Annotated in this window: 11 protein-coding genes; 6 read left to right on the top strand and 5 right to left on the bottom strand. The window is 33.0% G+C overall.

Annotated features, from left to right (window positions below):
- Positions 1-533 precede the first annotated feature (533 nt).
- Positions 534-1955, top strand: a complete 1422-nt coding sequence (locus tag ACN4EE_RS11500) for a dihydrolipoyl dehydrogenase family protein (protein ID WP_431706604.1) — start codon at positions 534-536, stop codon at positions 1953-1955.
- Here ACN4EE_RS11500 and ACN4EE_RS11495 read toward each other — a convergent pair.
- Positions 1930-7581, bottom strand: a complete 5652-nt coding sequence (locus ACN4EE_RS11495) for a diguanylate cyclase domain-containing protein (RefSeq protein ID WP_431706585.1) — start codon at positions 7579-7581, stop codon at positions 1930-1932. The two genes, ACN4EE_RS11500 and ACN4EE_RS11495, sit on opposite strands and share 26 nt — an antisense overlap.
- A gap of 401 nt (positions 7582-7982) precedes the next feature.
- Between ACN4EE_RS11495 and polA the strand changes: the two genes are divergently transcribed.
- A complete protein-coding gene (gene polA / locus ACN4EE_RS11490; protein ID WP_431706584.1) occupies positions 7983-10817 on the top strand; it encodes a DNA polymerase I in 2835 nt (944 codons plus the stop codon).
- A gap of 146 nt (positions 10818-10963) precedes the next feature.
- Here polA and ACN4EE_RS11485 read toward each other — a convergent pair whose 3' ends face one another.
- The 3 genes from ACN4EE_RS11485 to rsmI form a co-directional block, all read right to left on the bottom strand.
- Complete coding sequence (locus tag ACN4EE_RS11485) at positions 10964-11386, bottom strand: VOC family protein (RefSeq protein ID WP_431706583.1); 423 nt, start codon at positions 11384-11386, stop codon at positions 10964-10966.
- Positions 11387-11389: 3 nt separating this feature from the next.
- A complete protein-coding gene (locus tag ACN4EE_RS11480) occupies positions 11390-11899 on the bottom strand; it encodes a TIGR02652 family protein (protein ID WP_431706582.1) in 510 nt (169 codons plus the stop codon).
- Between the two features lie 157 nt (positions 11900-12056).
- Complete coding sequence (gene rsmI / locus ACN4EE_RS11475; RefSeq protein ID WP_431706581.1) at positions 12057-12884, bottom strand: 16S rRNA (cytidine(1402)-2'-O)-methyltransferase; 828 nt, start codon at positions 12882-12884, stop codon at positions 12057-12059.
- 196 nt (positions 12885-13080) lie between these two features.
- Between rsmI and ACN4EE_RS11470 the strand changes: the two genes are divergently transcribed.
- From ACN4EE_RS11470 to ACN4EE_RS11460, 3 genes are read left to right on the top strand one after another with little or no spacing between them, the layout of a single operon-like run.
- Entirely contained in the window at positions 13081-13419 is a 339-nt protein-coding gene (locus ACN4EE_RS11470) for a hypothetical protein (RefSeq protein WP_431706580.1), read from the top strand.
- A 36-nt stretch (positions 13420-13455) separates the two neighbouring features.
- Entirely contained in the window at positions 13456-13752 is a 297-nt protein-coding gene (locus ACN4EE_RS11465) for a hypothetical protein (protein WP_431706603.1), read from the top strand.
- Between the two features lie 6 nt (positions 13753-13758).
- Positions 13759-14160: a PIN domain-containing protein gene (locus ACN4EE_RS11460; protein ID WP_431706579.1), complete on the top strand. Its 402-nt coding sequence runs from the start codon at positions 13759-13761 to the stop codon at positions 14158-14160.
- 457 nt (positions 14161-14617) lie between these two features.
- On the opposite strand, the gene ACN4EE_RS11455 is transcribed toward ACN4EE_RS11460, so the two are convergent.
- Positions 14618-15457 carry a lysophospholipid acyltransferase family protein gene (locus tag ACN4EE_RS11455; RefSeq protein WP_431706578.1) on the bottom strand — a complete coding sequence of 280 codons (840 nt, stop codon included), beginning with the start codon at positions 15455-15457 and terminating at the stop codon, positions 14618-14620.
- 152 nt (positions 15458-15609) lie between these two features.
- Here ACN4EE_RS11455 and ACN4EE_RS11450 point away from each other — a divergent pair, with 152 nt between their 5' ends.
- Positions 15610-18561, top strand: a complete 2952-nt coding sequence (locus ACN4EE_RS11450; protein ID WP_431706577.1) for a glycosyltransferase — start codon at positions 15610-15612, stop codon at positions 18559-18561.
- The last annotated feature ends 143 nt before the right edge of the window (positions 18562-18704 follow it).

Raw genomic sequence — 18704 nt, 5'->3', positions numbered from 1 at the left:
ATTTTAAATCAAGTTTATTACTATTTCTGAATTTTCAAAAATAATTAAGTGTTTAACACAATCAATAATTCCCGTTTTAGCTAAAATTGGTATTGTTTTATACATTAATGTTCCCGTTGAAGAAAATTGGAAAAATTATCCCATCTTGAACAAAAAAAAACAACTTTTCTTAACAAAAATAAGCTATAACGCATCTAAAGTTTACTGATAAAGATAGGCAAAAGGTAACAGTTCATATTAGTCAATAGTTATCAGTATTTTTAACTATATTTTTAACTATATTTTTAACTATTAGAAAAAAATGTAAGTTAAATACATCCTAGCTTAAAACTTACTTTGAATTAAAGTTTATGCTCTTAATTAAATCATCTATTTTAATTTTAGGGTTAATATTCCCTGAGAAAACCAATTTATTAAATAACTTAACATTACCTTATCCTTTCCGATTTACACCACCGAAAATTTTATGTCGAACTCAGGTATTATTAACTAGAACAGCAACGAATCTGAATGCAAAAAAATATACTCTCACCATGAAAGAATATGACTTAGTTATTATCGGAGGCGGTTCAGGTGGTTTGGTTGTCGCTAGTGCGGCTGCACAATTAAAAGCCAAAGTTGCCTTAGTGGAAAAGCATCGTTTAGGTGGGGATTGCCTGTGGTATGGTTGTGTACCAAGTAAGTCTTTAATTCACGCCAGTAGAATTGCTTATCAAGTGCAAAATAGCCATCAGTTTGGTGTTTATAGTCAGGGTGTGGAGATAAAATTTGATCAAGTCATCAATCATGTTAATAGTGTAATCAGTTCGATCGAACCCCATGATTCCCCTGATAGATTTAGGAGATTAGGAGTTGAGGTTATTTTTGGCGATGGTAAGTTTATTGATGAAAATACCTTTGAGGTGGGGGAAAGACAGTTACAAGCCCGTAATTTTGTCATTTCTACGGGTTCAAGTCCTAAAATTCCTGATATTGAAGGGTTAAAAGAAGTGGGTTTTATTACCAATGAGCAGGTTTTTTCTTTAACGGAATTACCAAAATCCATGGTGATTATGGGAGGAGGTGCGATCGCCTGTGAGTTAGGACAAGCATTAAGGAGATTAGGTTCAGAAATCACCATTATAGCGAGTAGAAGTCAACTTTTGCCCAAAGAAGACCCAGAAGCATCTCAAATCATTGAAAATCAGTTTCAAGAGGAAGGTATAAGAATAATTAAGTCTGCTAAAGCCGAAAAAGTGGAATTGATAGACGGTAAAAAAGTTGTGAGCGTAGGGGAAGAAAAGTTGATTGTTGACGAAATTTTAGTCTCGATTGGACGTACTCCTAATATTCAATCCCTTGATTTAGAAAAGGCAAATGTTGACTATAATCCACAAGGAATTAAGGTTAATCAAAAACTGCAAACTACCAATAAAAAAATCTATGGTTGCGGTGATGTTATCGGCGGTTATCAATTCACCCATGTCGCAGGATATGAAGCCACGATCGTACTGCAAAATGCTCTTTTTTTCCCTAGCAAAAAAGCTGATTATCGAGTCATTCCCTATAGTATTTTTACTTCTCCAGAATTGGCTAGAGTTGGCTTAAATGAACCTCAAGCAACAGATATTTATGGTGATAATATAGTTATTTTAAAACAAGATATTAAAGGGGTCGATCGAAATCAAACGGAAGGAAAGATTAAAGGATTTGCCAAAATTATAACTACTTTAAAAGGGGATATTTTAGGAGCGACTATTGTGGGAGAATCCGCAGGAGAATTAATTCATGAAATAGTTTTAGCCATGACAAATAATCTTAAGGTAAGTAGTTTAACAGGGATTCATATTTACCCAACTTTAAGCGAAATTAATAGCAAAACAGGGTTACTTTTTACTAAACAAAAATACGCTAAAAATCAGACTTTACAAAACTTGTTAAACACATTTTTTAGCCTACGCCGTTGGTTAGGTTAAATATAGTAACTTGATTTCTCCCTCTCTGTTTCGATAAATATAAGGCTCGATCGCATTGATTAATTAATTGACAAGGGGTAAGATCAAAATCAGGTGTCATAGTGCTAATCCCTAAACTTAAAGTTACATAAGGACATACGTTCGATCGAACATGGGGTATTTGTAAATTCAAGATAGCCAGACGCATCTCTTCAGCAATAATTAATGCACCTTCGGCATCTGTATTCGGTAAAACAACCACAAATTCCTCTCCCCCATATCTAGCCACTAAATCACTACTACGTTTCGGTATTTTATCTATATTTTGGGCAACGGTAATTAAACACTCATCCCCTTTTTGATGCTGATAGTAGTCATTATAGAGCTTAAAATAATCAATATCCATGAGAATTAAGGCTAAACTTTGTTTCTCTCTTAAGTGTCTTTGCCATTCAATGGCTAAATAATTATCAAAACGACGACGATTCGCTATCTGGGTTAAACCATCTAAATTGGCTAATTTCGATAACTCTTGGTTAAGTTTTTGTAACTCTAAGGTTCGATCGTTTACCTGTTGTTCTAAAATGCGATTATATTCGGATAAGAATTTTTCCGCTTCTTTTCTTTGAGTAATATCTTGAAACGCTGCCATGGCATATTGTACGTTACCAAAACTATCATAAATAGGTGTTCCCCATGCTTCAACAGGAATTACTCGATCGAGTTGATGAATTTCGATGTCTTCGCAGGTGGATATTTGCCCTTTTAAGGCTTTAATAATGGGTAATTGATCATTAGGATAGATATTATTCGTACCTGCGATATAATTTTGATAGACTTCCGAAATATTATCTGAAGTTACATTTGGAACAACTCCTTTACCTAAAAGGATTTTACCTTGTTGATTAGCATAATATGGGCTTCCTTTTGCGTCTAAAATGGCTACCCCTACGGGTATCGCTTCTAAAAATTGTTGTAATTGTTCTTCTTTTTCCTTAACTTGGCTGTATAATTGAGCATTGCGAATGGCAATCACTGCCTGTTGGGAAAGTAGGGTTAATAATTCAATTCTATCCACAGTAAACGCACCACTGATTAAATTATTCTCTAAATAAACCACCCCCACTAATTTATCTTGATTGATTAATGGATAACAAAGGAGAGAAAGGGGTTGATAGGTTTTGATATAGTTATCTTGAGTGAAATTATTGTAAAAATGAGCATGGGTTGTTTTATCACCTCGATCGAATAAAATAGTTTCTTTAGTACGCGCCGTATAATAAACAATTGACTCTGGTAAAATTTCCTCTATAGGTTTTTCTTGAGAAATAGTTACCGTGTCGTTATCACCATAAACAGAAACCACAAAATCACCGATGTCACCTTTTGCCGTAGGTTGATGCAATAATAAACAACCCTTAGTACCTCCTGCGTTTTCTAGTAAAATTTTCATGAGAGTTTGTAGGAGATTTTCTAAAATAATTTCCTTCGTTATCGCTTGAGAGGCTTTCATCACGGTTTTTAAGTCAAAAATTGCTGTGGCATTGATATTTCTATCGGTGTGAGAAATAATCGTTGGTATAGAAGAAACTCCCTTAGATACCACCTTAAATAATTGTGGATATTTTTCTTCTAAATCTTGTACCTTTGCTTTTGCCCCCCAAAGACTATAATCATAGTGGGATTCTTTAAGATAAAAATGTCCTAGTTTTTCTTTGCCCCACTGAAGATAAAATTGGGCGTATAATTCTTTAATAAGGGCTAATTCTTTGAAATATTGATTTTTTTTAGCAACTTCTATCGCTGACTCATAAAATTCTATCGCCTTGCCTTTATTCCCTAAAACTCTTTCTTTTTCCGCCTCAATTAAATCGTATTTATGTTGATGATTCATCGGAGCAGTTTTTGCCCATTGCGCTACGATACTTTGATGATAAATAATTTTTTCCCATATCTTTTCTTGGGTGATAACTTCTCCTCTGATGATAAGTGAAAATGATGTTTCCCTTGATGTCGATGTTTTTTCTGTCAAGGAAGGATATAAAGCTAAATAAGTTAAAGCGGAATAAAAATGATAAACGGGAAAAAAGATAAGGGAAGACACCCCTTCTAAATAAGACTCCCCTTCTGTAAGGTAATCTAAAGCTGAATTATAATTATGAAAAGAGTAAGCTAAGATAATTTTATAAGTATAGGCTTGAGCTAATGCCGTTAATTCCTGTTGTTGACGATGGTAGGGAAACATTTTCATTTCATCGTAGAAATTCCCCCTTAAATAATGAGGTTGTAGTTTTTTCTCTTGTAAATTTATAATTGTTTCCTGCAATATATCAATATAAACCTTAGCAGAATCTTGCTTTAATTCCATTAAAAGACTGTAATGGTTATTTATCTCCCCTTGTAAATAATCTAACTCAACACCTCCAAAAAAGAGAGTAAAACCATAGGCGAGGATAGTGTAACCCCAAGTTAAAAAGTCTCCTGCGTCTAAACAAATTTTAATCGTTTTTTGATAAAGAGGAAAAGTTGCCCTCATGGCTTCTTTGCGAGGTTGAATACAAGTAGCGAAAATTTGCCCAATCAACCCCTTATACTGATATTCTGGATAATTTTCTGTCAACTCTAAAGCTAACTCACCGAAACTATAACCCTTTTCTACCTCCCCAAAAAAAGTACATAACACCATGCCATAAATGGCATAACCAACCCCTGAAACAGCGCTATTACCATACTCTAAAGAAAGACTAACCATCATTCCCCCCAAAAATGGCAATAATTCAGGCATTCCTTGAAAAATAGGGGAATATAAACGCCAAAATATCTCCATTATCGCCTTAGCTTTTTTATTCTCCATCGGCGGTAAGTTAATTAAATCCTCGATATTTTTTCCTGTTAGCGATGTTTCTAGTTTGGTAAAAATACATTGATTAAAGGTAGTTGGTAAATCAACCCCTAACTCTTGTAAGGCTTGTCTGCCAATGTCGATGGCGGATAATAAATTACTCTGGGAAGTCTCTACCGCTATCAAAATTTTATAGACTCTCACCTTATCTAAAATGGAAGTGGCGTTAATTAAGACACTATCGGCTTTTTGTCTCATCTCCTCCATATCGCCGTTTAAGTAGGCAACCTCTACCATAGTGGCATAAAGATTTAAGGTTAAATCGTATTGATTTTGCCAACAATTATCCCTTAATAATTCCATGGCGATGATCAAATAAATTTTTGCTACACTATAGGCGATGTTATTTTTAGCTTTTATTCCCCCCATTAAATTTAAGTAGGCTAATCTTTCTTGTCGGTTGCCATCGGTGATTAATTCTCTAGCTTTATTCAAATGTTCTAAAATATCAAATATCTTATTTTCTAATTCATTTTCTCTGGTATTTTCTAATAGTAATAAACCTATTTTGAGATGAATTTTTGCTTTTTCTTCTTCTGACATTAGGCTATAAAATGCTTGTTGAATGCGATCATGTTTAAATTGATACTTTTCAATGACTAAATTTTCATCTAAAGCCGTCAAAGGGAGAATTAAACCAGCATTAATAGCGGTAATTAAATCAGGGAAAATATGAGTAGGTAATGTATCTTTAATTAGACTTAAACTAGAGAGAGTAAAATTAGTACCTAAACAAGCAGAATATTTTAAATTGCATTGGGTAGAACAAGGTAATAAATTTATTTCATTAATCATTAATGCTACCACATTATCGGTGATATTTTGGTTAATAATTTTCTGAATTTTCCATTGCCATTGACGTTTTTTATAATTAAAGTAAATAAGTTTCTTTTGATATAGATTGACTAAAAATTGTTTAACAAAAAAAGGATTCCCTAATGTTTTCTCATAAACTAATTGGGCTAAATCTTTAATCTCAATAACTGGGCGTTTTAGGGTATCTGACATCAAATCATAAACATTTTCTAAGGTTAAGTTACCTAAACTAATCTGATTAAATACTTGCTGATTATCTTGAAAATAATTAAATAATTGATTGAGGGGATGATTGTCTTTAATTTCTTGATTTCGATATGCACCAATGAGGAAAAAATATTTAAGCCCTCGATTATTAACTAATAGTTTAATTAACTCAAAAGTGGCTACATCTGCCCATTGTAAATCATCTAAAAATAATACCAAAGGATGTTCTTTTGAGCAACAACAGTTAATGAATTTTTGAAATAGTAATTTAAAACGATTTTCTGATTCTTTTATCCCAACTTCTACTGCGGGTAATTGTTTACCAATTATTAATTCTAATTCGGGAATAACATCAATAATAACTTGTCCATTTGTTCCCAATGCTTCTAATATTTTACCCCTTAACTGTTCCAAATAGTCTTTTTTTTCGGTTAAAAATTGCTTTAATAATTGTCTTAAAGCAGAGGCGATCGCACCATAGGGAATATTTTGTTGAAATTGCTCAAATTTACCAGTAATTAAATAACCTTTTTTTTCGGTAACAGATTGATAAATTTCTTGAACTAATACCGATTTTCCTGTACCAGAATAACCCTTAATAAAAATAATTTTACTATATTGTGAGGTGGGTTCGATCGATAACTTATTATCATCCTCACTATCATCAATAATACCCTTAACAAGCTCATTATTTGACTGTTTTAAAAAATCATCTTCCCTATTCCCTCTTCCCTTTTCCCCCCCTTTATCAATATCTTTTATTTCCTGCTCTAATATATAATTAAAATTATCTAAAAGTAACTTAATTTCTGCATCTCTACCGTATAATTTTTCGGAAATATTAAACTTATCAGAAATATCTTGACTAGCAATAGGAAAATAATCAATTTTATGAGTTAAAATAAACTGTTTTAAACAAGATTCTAAATCAGCTTTTAATGCCCATATACTTTGATAACGATCGTCGGGATTTTTAGCCATTAATTTCATGATAATATCAGAAATAGGCTGAGGAATTAAAGGATTAATTTGAGAAGGAGAAGGGGGATTTTTAGCTAAATGACAATAAATTAATTCTAAAGAATCTTCTGTTTCAAAAGGTAATTTTCCCGTAAATAATTCGTATAAAGTAACCCCTAAAGAATAAAAATCCGTGCGATAATCTAGGCTAAGATTAAGCCTTCCCGTTTGTTCGGGGGACATATATGCTAAAGTACCCTCTAAAATATGAGGCTCTTTTAAAAGAGGATTTTCTTTAGTTAAACGAGTAGCAATTCCTAAGTCAATTATTTTTAATTTTTCGGTTTTGTAGTTAAAAACAATATTCTGAGAATTAATATCTTTATGAATAATATTAGCGGTGTGAAGTTGTGCTAAGGCATTAACAATTTTAATGGCAATTTTGAGAGATTCAAGACAAGAAAAAACGGAATGATTTTGTAAAATACTTAAAGATTCTCCCCCAAAATCTTCTAAAATCATCATCAATCTATCATCGTATTCTTGTAAAGCATAAGCCTTAATGATGCCATCTAAATTGAGGGATTTTGTTAACTCATATTCTTGTTTATAGCGAATTAATGAATCAGAGGAGGGATAATTTTTCTTTAAGACTTTTAAAATTATCTTTTGATGATTAGACAAACAAATCCCACGATAAACCTTCGAGTTTATATTCTCGTAAATTTGCTCAATAATGTCATAATCCGATAAAGTAATCATAATGAATAATCAGGTAGCCATCAGGTAGCAGGTTTGAGATTTTATTTTTATTATAAGACAGGGATTAAGACAAGAGGCATTTAATCTACATTTATTAACAATGAATAATGAATAATGAATAATGAATAATGAATAGGGAATAGGGAATAGGGAATAGTGAATAGGGAATAGTGAATAGGGAATAGGGAATAGGGAATAGGGAATAGGGAATAGTGAATAGGGAATAGTGAAGAAGAGAGAAGGGGAAGAGGGGGAGGGGGAGGAAATAATTATAGTTTTCTGATGGGGTTGGGTTTAATATATTAAACCCCTACATTTTTAATTCCTCATTCGTCATTCCTTATTTCTCATTCTTAATTCTTAATTCTCAATTTCTTATTACTTTAACAAAGACGAATTAAATGACAAAACCTTTATTTCTGATCATCGATGGACACTCTTTAGCTTATCGTTGTTATTATGCCTTAGCCAACACAAAAAAAGGTGCTTTAAAAACTTCAACGGGGATTCCTACTAGCGTTTGTTTTGGTTTTCTCAATACTCTCTTACAAATTATCAGCGAATATCAACCTCATAGTTTAGCAGTTGCCTTCGACTTGAGAGAAGCCACTTTTCGCCATAATGCTGATGCTAATTATAAAGCCGATCGAGCCATCCCCCCTTCAGATTTTATTCAGGATTTGAATAATTTGCAGGAATTACTCAGGGCGTTAAATATTACTATGGTGACAGCGTCTGGTTATGAAGCTGATGACGTGATTGGCACATTAACAACTTTAGCAGTTGCCCAAGAATACCAAGTAAAAATTTTAACAGGCGATCGAGACTTATTTCAACTGGTGAATAATGAGAAAGAAATAACAGTTTTATACATGGAAAAAAGTTTAGGTAAATACGCAATTTATAATGATGAAGCGGTGTTTACTAAGATGAAAGTTAAACCCTCGCAAATTGTCGATTATAAAGCCTTATGCGGAGACAAATCCGATAGTATTCCGGGAGTGTTAGGCATAGGAGAAAAAATAGCGAGTAATTTATTAAGTGAGTACGATAATTTAACGAATATCTATAACAATTTAGATAATATCAAACCAGCAGTAAAAAATAGGTTAATCAAAGGAGAAAAAGAGGCTAATCATTCTCAGTTTTTAGCTCAAATTATTACTGACATTAAATTAAACTTATCCTTAGATAGTTGTCAATTAAGAGGTTTTGATAATCAACAAATTATTCCCTTACTGCAACACTTAGAGTTAAATAGTTTCGTCAAACAAATTAATACTATTCAACAAAAATTAGGCGGAAATTTCTTAACCGTAGCTGAAGAAAATTTAACCCCAGAAGATAGTCAATTATCTTTATTTAGTCAACCTTCTCCTCCTCAAGATTCGTCACAAATTAGGGATACTTTTATTGTTGATACCCTTGACAAATTAACACAATTAGCCACTATTATTACACAACATTCTTTGACGGCATGGGATACAGAAACCGATGGTTTAGATACTCAAGAAGCTAACTTAATTGGTATTGGTTGTTGTTGGGGTAACGTTTGGGAAAAAGTAGCTTATATTCCTGTCAAACATTCCCAAGGGCAACAGTTAACTCTCTCGGAAATTAAGACAATTTTACAGCCTATTTTAGAAGATAAACAATACCCTAAAACCTTCCATAATGTGAAGTTCGATCGACTAATTTTAGCCCATCATGGTATTAATATTCAAGGGGTTATTTTTGACACCATGTTAGCTAGTTATGTTTTACAACCCGAAGATAGTCACAAGTTAAGCAATTTATCTCGTAAATATTTATCGGATATTATCGCCTTAGACTATGAAGATTTAAACCTCGACAAAAAGCAAAATATAGGAGATTTAGCTATCGAAAAAGTCGCCGAATATTGTGGCTTAGATGTATTAGCAACTTTTAAGTTAACTCAAATTTTACAAGAAAAACTAGAGGATTTACCCTCCTTAAAACCAGTCTTTGATATTGAGTTAAAGTTAGAGCCTATTTTAGCAAACATGGAAACTTTAGGAGTAATGATCGATCGAGACTATTTAAGTATATTATCTCAAGAAATTAACCAAGAATTGCAGATTATTGAAGAAAAAGCCTATCAAGAAGTAGGTAACTTTAACCTTGCCTCCCCAAAACAATTAAGTGAGTTATTATTTGAAGAATTAGGCTTAGATAAACGCAAATCCACCAAAACAAAAACAGGCTATTCTACTAATCAAGCCGTCTTAGAAAAACTGAAAGGAGATCATCCTATTATCGATTATATTTTAAGTCATAGAACCTTAGCAAAATTAAAATCAACTTATGTGGATACCTTACCAACTTTAGCTAATCCAAAAACTAATAGAGTCCACACTAATTATAATCAAATGGTAACGGCAACGGGGAGGCTTTCTTCCTCTAATCCCAACTTACAAAATATCCCCATTCGCACAGCATTTTCTCGACAAATCAGAAAGTGTTTTATTCCTCAAAAAAACTGTAAATTTTTAAGTGCTGATTACTCTCAAATCGAGTTGAGAATTTTAGCTCATTTAAGCGAAGAAGAAATCTTAATATCCGCTTACCAAAATCAACAAGATATTCACGCCGTCACCGCTAAATTATTACTAGATAAAGAAGACATTACTTCCGAAGAAAGAAACTTAGGTAAAACCATTAATTTTGGCGTTATTTATGGCATGGGTGCACAAAAATTTGCAAGAGAAACAGGAGTAACCACCACTGAAGCCCAAAATTTTATCAATATTTATCGAGAAAAATATCCTAAAGTTTTCCACTATTTAGAAACCATGAAAAAAGAGGCTTTAGTTAATGGTTATGTTACTACTATTTTAGGTAGAAGACGTTATTTTAATTTTGACGATCGAGCCTTGCAAAATTTAAGGGGAAAAGATATAAAGGAGGTAGAATTATCCCATTTAAAACTCAATAATTATACCGCACAACTATTAAGAGCTGCCGCTAATGCACCAATTCAAGGCTCAAGTGCAGATATTATTAAACTGGCGATGATAGAGTTAGATGGAATTTTAGCCCATTATCAGGGCAATTTATTATTACAAGTACATGATGAATTAGTTTTTGAATTGCCTTTAGAAGAAATAGACGAATTAACGACTAAAATTAAAGAGACAATGGAAAATATTATCCCTTTAAAAGTACCTTTAATTGTCGATATTCACACTGGAGATAATTGGATGGAAGCCAAGTAATACCTGAGTTTGACGTAAAATGAGAAAGATAAGAGGGATTTTTCTGAGAGGTAAAATTGCATTTAGCGATCGTTAAATAAATTTAACTCAATTTTCGCAAAAAATATCAGCGTTTTTCATAATAATTTATTTTCTAACCATAAAAATTAATCAAATCTTCTTATAATTTCGATCGGAAGATTATCTATGTCTGCAATAAAAGCAACTTCATAAATTCGATCGAGAATCATTTGTTGTTGGGGGGGTAATAATATCTTTAAAGGAATTACCGAAGTTTGTTTAAATTTCTCTCCCAATTTTTCTAACCATATCGGTAAACTAATTTCTTCATCGGTGATGTCAAAGGAAAGATGGTAATATCCCACATAATGCTCATCATAAAAGGCATCGGGGGCGGGTTTGGGTTGGGGTATTTGCATTAATTCTAACCTTGCGCCTCTTCCTTCTAACCAACAGGCTAAAGTATAACCTGCAGTGAATCTTTCTTTTACCGTAAACCCTAATAATTCGTAAAATTCGATCGATCTCATTATATCCGCCGTACGGATAGCGACATGGTGTAATTTCATACTTTACTCAAATAACCGAAAATAAGGATAACGAGAAGGTGCGCCTTTTTCTTTTTCCAAGATAAAATTAACAATGTCCCAATAAGGCTCATCGTTAGATTGATGACTAAATTCCACAGGTAAACCGTATAATTTATAGGTTTTAGTCTCCTGATTACCTTGCCAATTATTTCCCTTTTCTAAATAAGAACTAATTAAGGGATAATATCTCTGGGCAATAATTACCTTAGTTGCTCTGTAACCTTCAGTATAAAGCATATCTAGGGCTTCGTGAATTTCAAATCTAATGCCGTCAGGGTGACTATGCTGTCTATACCATTTATCCTCCCATAATTTCCAGTGTCTGCCCGATTGTAAATGTACTAATTCTTGTGTATTTGGATTAGCTTCAAAAGCACCATGACGAGGACATAAATAAGTATCTGTGAGGGTTAACGCTTGAATAACTTGCCGACAATGGGGGCATTTGATTTCTGAACCAAAAATGGGATATTGGAAATTAATATCTGTCATAATTAATTGTGACTAGGCTGAATTAAATAATCGAACTTTGCCCTTCATTATAATTCTGATCTCAAATATTAACTGATGTTACGCAAAAATAGAATTAGTTGTTGATTGGAGGTGTCAGGTTTCGGGTTTAAAAATCAAAAAAATTCAGACTCTTCTACTAATTTATCATTATTTTATAAATTTCTCGACGAGAAAGACTGGTATATTGGGCTAAATGTTGACTGGCTTCGCTTTTACTCATGCCTTGTTGTAATAATTTAGTCATCTCAATTTTTAGCTCATTTTCTGATAAATTAATCTGCTCTAACTCCAGATTTCCCTCTAGGATAATAGTATATTCTCCCTTTGGTTCTTTGTTTTGATAGAGTTCGATCGAATCTTTAATAGTACCACGCCAAATATCTTCATGCAATTTAGTTAATTCTCTAGCTAAGGCAAGATGACGAGTTTCACCAAAAAAATGTGCAAAATCGGCGAGGGTTTTCTGGAGACGATGAGGCGCTTCATAGAAAATCATGGTGCGTTTTTCCTGTTGTAAACTTTCCAAAAGATTATCCCGTAACTTCTTTTTGGTGGGTAAAAAGCCTTCAAAACAAAATCTTTCGGTAGTTAAACCAGAGGCAATTAAACCGTTAATTCCTGCCATTGCACCGGGGATGGAGATAATATTAATATCAGCTTCTATACAGGCTAACACTAAATGATACCCCGGATCGGAAATAGCAGGAGTACCAGCATCGGTAACTAAGGCAATATTTAATCCTTGCTGTAGTTTATCTAATAAATCTTTAACCCGTTGTTGATGGTTATGCTGATGATAGCTAATACTAGGAGTTTTGATTTGATAATGGTGTAATAATTTACCCGTATGGCGGGTATCTTCGGCGGCGATTAAGTCCACATTTTGTAGAGTTTCGATCGCACGAAAAGTAATATCTTTTAAATTGCCGATGGGGGTAGCTACTAAATAAAGTATTCCTGTCACGATTTTGATAATTGACAATGGACAATAAACAATGAAGAATGAAGAATGAAGAATAAAGAATGAGAAAAGACGATGAGAATTTACGAGCTAATAATAAAAAACGTCATTCCGAGCATACAGAGGAATCTCTCAAACCTTAATTGTAGTTTATGATGCGTAAGTTCAGACAATAATTCATTAATTATAGGTAATTTTTATGAGTCAATTTACTGTTAATCTTCTTCAAGGTTCAATCTCTTTTAATTTTAGTATTAGTGCGGCAGAAAAACTTAAACAAGAAATTGGACTTTTGATGGAAAGTTTGAAAGAAATTGCCATAGATGCTAAAAGCGGTGGAAAACCAACCCCTAAAAAGGCGATGGAATATCAACACACGGGGGATGTCTTTTTTGAGGTTTTTTGTAATCCTAATATCTATGGAAATCCCTTTTCTGCAAAAATGTTGATTACCGTGAGAGACGATCGATTAAGATTAACTTCAGAAGTGGAATTAACCCGTTTAATGGAAGATTTAGATCAATATTTGAATCAATAATTAGATTGTTTTTTATGATATATGGAGGTAAATATGATGTTATCAACAGATATTAAACAAGAAGTAATAGTTAAAAGAATAGAGGAGATTGTTTCTATTTTAATGTTAGAACGTCCTTTATTCAAAGAAGAACTAAATTATTCAGAAATAGTTACACATTTAGTTAATATTGTTCAGAAAAATTTAACGAATGAGCAATTTAATAGTATGTCTAATGATAAATTAAAAGAAAATTGTAGTTTTGTTATGGCTACGGAAATTCTAGGAAAAATTGGAGAGGAATTCACTCCCGAACAAATGGCTATTTTTGATGATGCAATTAAACGAAAATAAAAAATTATGAGTTATTTATTAGATACAAATATTGTTTCTTACGCCCTTAAAAATAATCTCAAAATTAAGCAAAAATTAGAGACAATGAAATTTCTGGGTATTGATATTTTTATCAGTTGTATAACTTATTTTGAAATAAAAAGAGGATTTTTAGTTGTTGATTCACCAAAACAAAGAGAAAAATTTGATAAATTATGTCAAGATTATTCAATAGTATTCTTAGATGATTTAGCAATTTTAGAAAAAGCCTCCGAAATTCATGCTAATTTGAGATTAAGAGGTTTGCCAATACAAACAGAAAATATTTTAATTGCATCAACTGCTATTGTAAAAAATTTAATCATGGTTTCTAATGATACTGATTTAACTAGAATTAACGAATTAAATTTAGAAAATTGGATAGAGTAATAAAATATTAACATTAGGGAATGAAAATCAAATTATTATCTAATGCTATTCGTTGAATATGCGATCGTAATCTAATATCATCTAATCTGATAATTTGCTAATGATTACAACTTAAATCATTTTTCGCTCTTTCGTAAAGTGCTATTGCTTCTTCATCATTGTGGGCATTAAAATAGATGATTCCGTCTATTTTTCCATAAATTTGCTCATTTTCATAGAAATATCTTGACCATATTCATTATTCACTATCCACTATTGTCCTACTGTGACATCTCCCACACTGACCTAACGGTACAGATGTGGGCTTCTTAACTTCGCAATTAAGAGTTTCTGCTTCACAGGACGGCACTAGCCTTACAGACAAGTCCACAAGACCCCGTAACCGCTACCCTCCACAGACCGATACCGACTGCCCATCGGCTTTAATGCTTTAACCGTATCCACCGCTATGCACTGTTCACCAGTTTTTTGCCGTACGTTTGTCTAAATATAAAATATCCAATTCTTGTTGCATCTGGTTCACTACTCGATCGAAACACTTTTGTACATAAGCTCGATCGAAACTCGCCTCCACACCGTAGTTATCAAAATAAATGGGTTTACAAACTCTGGTGGTCATGGGTACAGGTAATGGTATATTAGGTAAAGGACCTAATGCTAAACCCCATGGTAAGCCTAGATAAATAGGAAAGGTTTTAGGATCAAGATCAAAAATCCAAGGAAATAAGCCCTGTTTATGCAGTTTTTTCACGTCTTCATATAAATCTGCTATGACAAAAATACTCTCGTGAGCGCCTTTCGAGATGAGGGGTACAATGGGTAAAGAATAACGCAACGCTAATTTGATAAAGCCTTTTCTACCAACAAATTTTATTTTATTTCTTTCTGTATAAGGACGAAACACATCTTCAGCACCTCCCGGATATACTAATACACTAGCACCAGATTCGATCGCTTTGATTGCCATATTCGGATTTGCTCGAATTGCACCCGTTTTTGCCGCCATACTGGTAACACCTTGATAAGCCGTCCATGCGATGGGGTGCATTAAACCATAGGCTAACCTTTCTGTACCAAAACGCCTAAACCAATCATACATCATCATAACCATATCAGGGGCAGCTATACCACCGTTATGAGAGCCGACTAACAAAACTTGTCCATCGGGGATATTTTCCCAACCACTGGTTTGAACTCTAAAGTAGTATTTATAAAGAAATTCCCAAAATGGCATTAATTGTTTTATTGTATCAGGGTCTCGTTGGGTTAATGACCAACCGAAAAAATTTTTATCCATTAAAATTGCGATCGAGTTTACGTTACTTTTTCTCTATTAATTTTAACTAAAATATTCCTCAAATTGTCAGAAAATTTATCATAATTGTTGACCTTTTTCTAGTATGATTTTCAATCAAGTATCTTTATTTTATTAGTCTTATTATTAAATTTATGAAAGTATTTATTGCTGATTTCGATTTATTTTTTAAAATAGGAGGAGGGCAAACTTTTTATCGTCAAATTATTGAAAAAAACCCTCACATTAATTTCTATTATCTCATCGATCGAGAAGATATTAACAATTCTCGTCCTCAAAATGCCCATAGTATCCCCTATAAACCTATTTATGATCTTCGGGAATTGGATCATTATATCAACGTAACGCCTCCCCGTTGGGTATTTCGATCGTTTATTTTAGCTAGTAATATCGCTAACTCTGTGACTGGATATGAGTTTGATGTGGTGGATGCCCCCGATTATGAACAATATACCCTCTTTTTGCGTCCTGCTTTGGCATTTCATCGGGTAAAGTGTGAAAAAGTTGCCCTTTCTATGCACGGCAAAATATCCACTACTTTAAGATTAGATTGGTTTGGTTCAAATGATGTTAATATCCCCTTAGATTTAGTGGAAAAAATGCAGTTTAAAACTGCGGATATTCGTTATGGAATTAGTAAAAGTTACCTGCAAGAATGGACAGATTTAGTAAGTTTAGAAACTCAATATTTTAATCCTTTACACTTTATTGATTTACCCAAATCACAACCTTTAATTAATGAAGATCAAAAACCTAATTTATATTTTATTGGTAGAACAGAAAAAAGAAAAGGAGCAGATATTTTTATTAATTTAGTTTGGTGGTTATCATCTCAATACTATCATCAAGCTAGTATAATTGGTCCTCATAGTTATAGTGAATTTGGTGATTCTTCCGAGTCTTTACTTCGATCGATGATTAATAAAAGACTAATTAATATTACCATTGAACCGCCAAAATCTCGACTAGAATTAACACAACTTTTTGCTAAACCTGCCATTACTTTTTTACCTTCCCGTTACGATACCTTAAATTTATTGGCTTTAGAATCTTTATTTTCGGGATGTCCTACTGTTATCGGTAGTGGTGCAGGAGTTTGTCAATTTTTAGACGAAAATTTCCCTCAATTACCCTACATAAAAATTGATGTGGACAATACATATAATTGTTTGCCTAAGTTAATGGAAGTTTTAGAAAATTATCACAATTATCGACAACATTTAAACGAGATTTTATTAACCCTTAATACTAATACGAATGATCCTAATTTAAGCGACATTTATCAAGTTGAAAGTACAGAAAATCAAGAGACATCCGCAGAGTTAAATGAATGGTATAGTCAATTAATTAGTTATGTTCGATCGAACTCTGAAAAACAAAGTTTAGCCAAAAATATTAAATCAACTCTTATTCAAAAAGTAATTAAACCTCCCCTAAGAAAAGTTAAACAAAAAGTTCTGAGTTATGGAGAAGATACTCGCTCTTATCAACTACTAAAATCACCTTTTTTAGCAGGACAATATCAGAAAGTATTTGCCTTAAGTGAACAAACGGAATTAGACATAGAAAAAAAACTGCAACAAGTTTGGAATTTAGCAGAAACTTTTGAACCAGAAGCTAAGGGTATTAAAGGAAAAATACAAAGTGCTTTTCGTATCGATCGAGTCAGAGTATGGCGAGAAATTGCCCGTTTAGAAAGAATGCGTGGTAATGATTTAGTTGCCTCAACCTATTATATAAGAAGCATGAGAGCGTTAGGTTATGACAGATTTAATGAGTTACCCTACGTTATAAAAACTTTAACAGAAAAAGGCTTTATTCCTGAAGCAAAAACCGCCGAAGCAATGTTTAAAGACATCCATCAACAAACAGAAAAATGCTTTAATCTTTTAAATGAAACTTATCAAAATAACCTCCAATATTCACCAGAAGAATACGAATTTTTAGAGGAAAAAAGGCACAAAGAAAGTTATCGAGTCTCAGTGATAGTTTCTCTTTATAATGCTTCCGATAAATTACCTTTATTTTTGAGAGTTTTAGCTGATCAAACTTTAGTCAAAAAAGGCGAAGTTGAAATCATTTTAGTCGATAGTGGTTCGCCCGATCGAGAATACCAAGTATTTCAACAACTGCAAGAAGAATTAAACTTGCAAATCGTCTATTTACGCTCTCATAATCGAGAAACCATCCAAAAAGCATGGAATAGAGGTATTTTACTATCTCGATCGAACTATATCACCTTTTTAGGAGTCGATGAAACGATTTTACCTGAATGTTTAGAAGTGTTAGCCCAAGAATTAGATGATCACCAAGACATCGACTGGGTAATCAGTCATAGTTTAGTTACCGATGTGGATTTACAAGGCAACCATGTTAATGATATTATGCTGTATGATCGGGCTAATTATGACCAAAATTTGGTTTATCTCGATACTTGTTACCTTTCCCTTGTCGGTGGTTTATACCGTAAAAGCATTCATCAACGCTTTGGTTACTATGACTCTAGCTATCGTGGTGCAGGGGATACAGAGTTCAAAAACCGAGTCTTACCCCACATTAAAAGTAAGATGGTAAACAGAGTTTTAGGGCTATTTTGGAACTATCCAGACGCACGGACAACTCAAAGCCCTATGGCAGAAGTAGAGGATATTCGAGCATGGTATTTACATCGCACTTTAGGAGGCATTAAATACGCTTTTAATAACAAAAATCCTGAAGAAATAGAACAATTTTTATATAAAACTTTAGCCTATAGAAAATCTTATTGTAGCCACATCAGCAGTGATTTAGAATATAGCTATAATTTAGTTAATTTTTTAGAAGAAATAAAACCCTCTTCACCTGTTTTACAGTTAAAACCTACCATTGACGAGCTATTTTTAGCCTATAGAAACTTAGATTGGATAGAAGACTTAACGACTTTTTCATCGGGTAAAATGCTATGGCAAACAAGAAAATTGGGAGAAAATATCAGTAATTTACACTCTCAAATTGCCCAGAAATTAGGCAATAATAACTTCAATCCTAACTATGATATTTTCCATGATAATCGTCATGAACAACACGCTAATTTATGGAAAACGTAAATTAGCTTAAACGGCGAGAAGCCCCACACTTTGTTTTCGAGTAAAAAAAATAATTAAAACAAGTGTGGGATGAATCGCCAGTGACGTGATAAAATAACTATAGGTTAACCACCTCAACCGATGACACAAACGTACGGCAAAAA

Source organism: Geminocystis sp. CENA526 (assembly GCF_050753365.1).
Taxonomy (GTDB): domain Bacteria; phylum Cyanobacteriota; class Cyanobacteriia; order Cyanobacteriales; family Cyanobacteriaceae; genus Geminocystis.
The sequence above is the reverse complement of the archived record's forward strand: the minus strand, read 5'-3'. Positions and strand labels throughout refer to the sequence as shown.

Excerpts from the sequence above, each read along its gene's own strand:
- ACN4EE_RS11500 (WP_431706604.1), top strand. The coding sequence starts at position 534 with ATGAAAGAATATGACTTAGTTATTATCGGAGGCGGTTCAGGTGGTTTG.
- ACN4EE_RS11495 (WP_431706585.1), bottom strand. The coding sequence starts at position 7,581 with ATGATTACTTTATCGGATTATGACATTATTGAGCAAATTTACGAGAAT.
- polA (WP_431706584.1), top strand. The coding sequence starts at position 7,983 with ATGACAAAACCTTTATTTCTGATCATCGATGGACACTCTTTAGCTTAT.
- ACN4EE_RS11485 (WP_431706583.1), bottom strand. The coding sequence starts at position 11,386 with ATGAAATTACACCATGTCGCTATCCGTACGGCGGATATAATGAGATCG.
- ACN4EE_RS11480 (WP_431706582.1), bottom strand. The coding sequence starts at position 11,899 with ATGACAGATATTAATTTCCAATATCCCATTTTTGGTTCAGAAATCAAA.
- ACN4EE_RS11470 (WP_431706580.1), top strand. The coding sequence starts at position 13,081 with ATGAGTCAATTTACTGTTAATCTTCTTCAAGGTTCAATCTCTTTTAAT.
- ACN4EE_RS11465 (WP_431706603.1), top strand. The coding sequence starts at position 13,456 with ATGTTATCAACAGATATTAAACAAGAAGTAATAGTTAAAAGAATAGAG.
- ACN4EE_RS11460 (WP_431706579.1), top strand. The coding sequence starts at position 13,759 with ATGAGTTATTTATTAGATACAAATATTGTTTCTTACGCCCTTAAAAAT.
- ACN4EE_RS11455 (WP_431706578.1), bottom strand. The coding sequence starts at position 15,457 with ATGGATAAAAATTTTTTCGGTTGGTCATTAACCCAACGAGACCCTGAT.
- ACN4EE_RS11450 (WP_431706577.1), top strand. The coding sequence starts at position 15,610 with ATGAAAGTATTTATTGCTGATTTCGATTTATTTTTTAAAATAGGAGGA.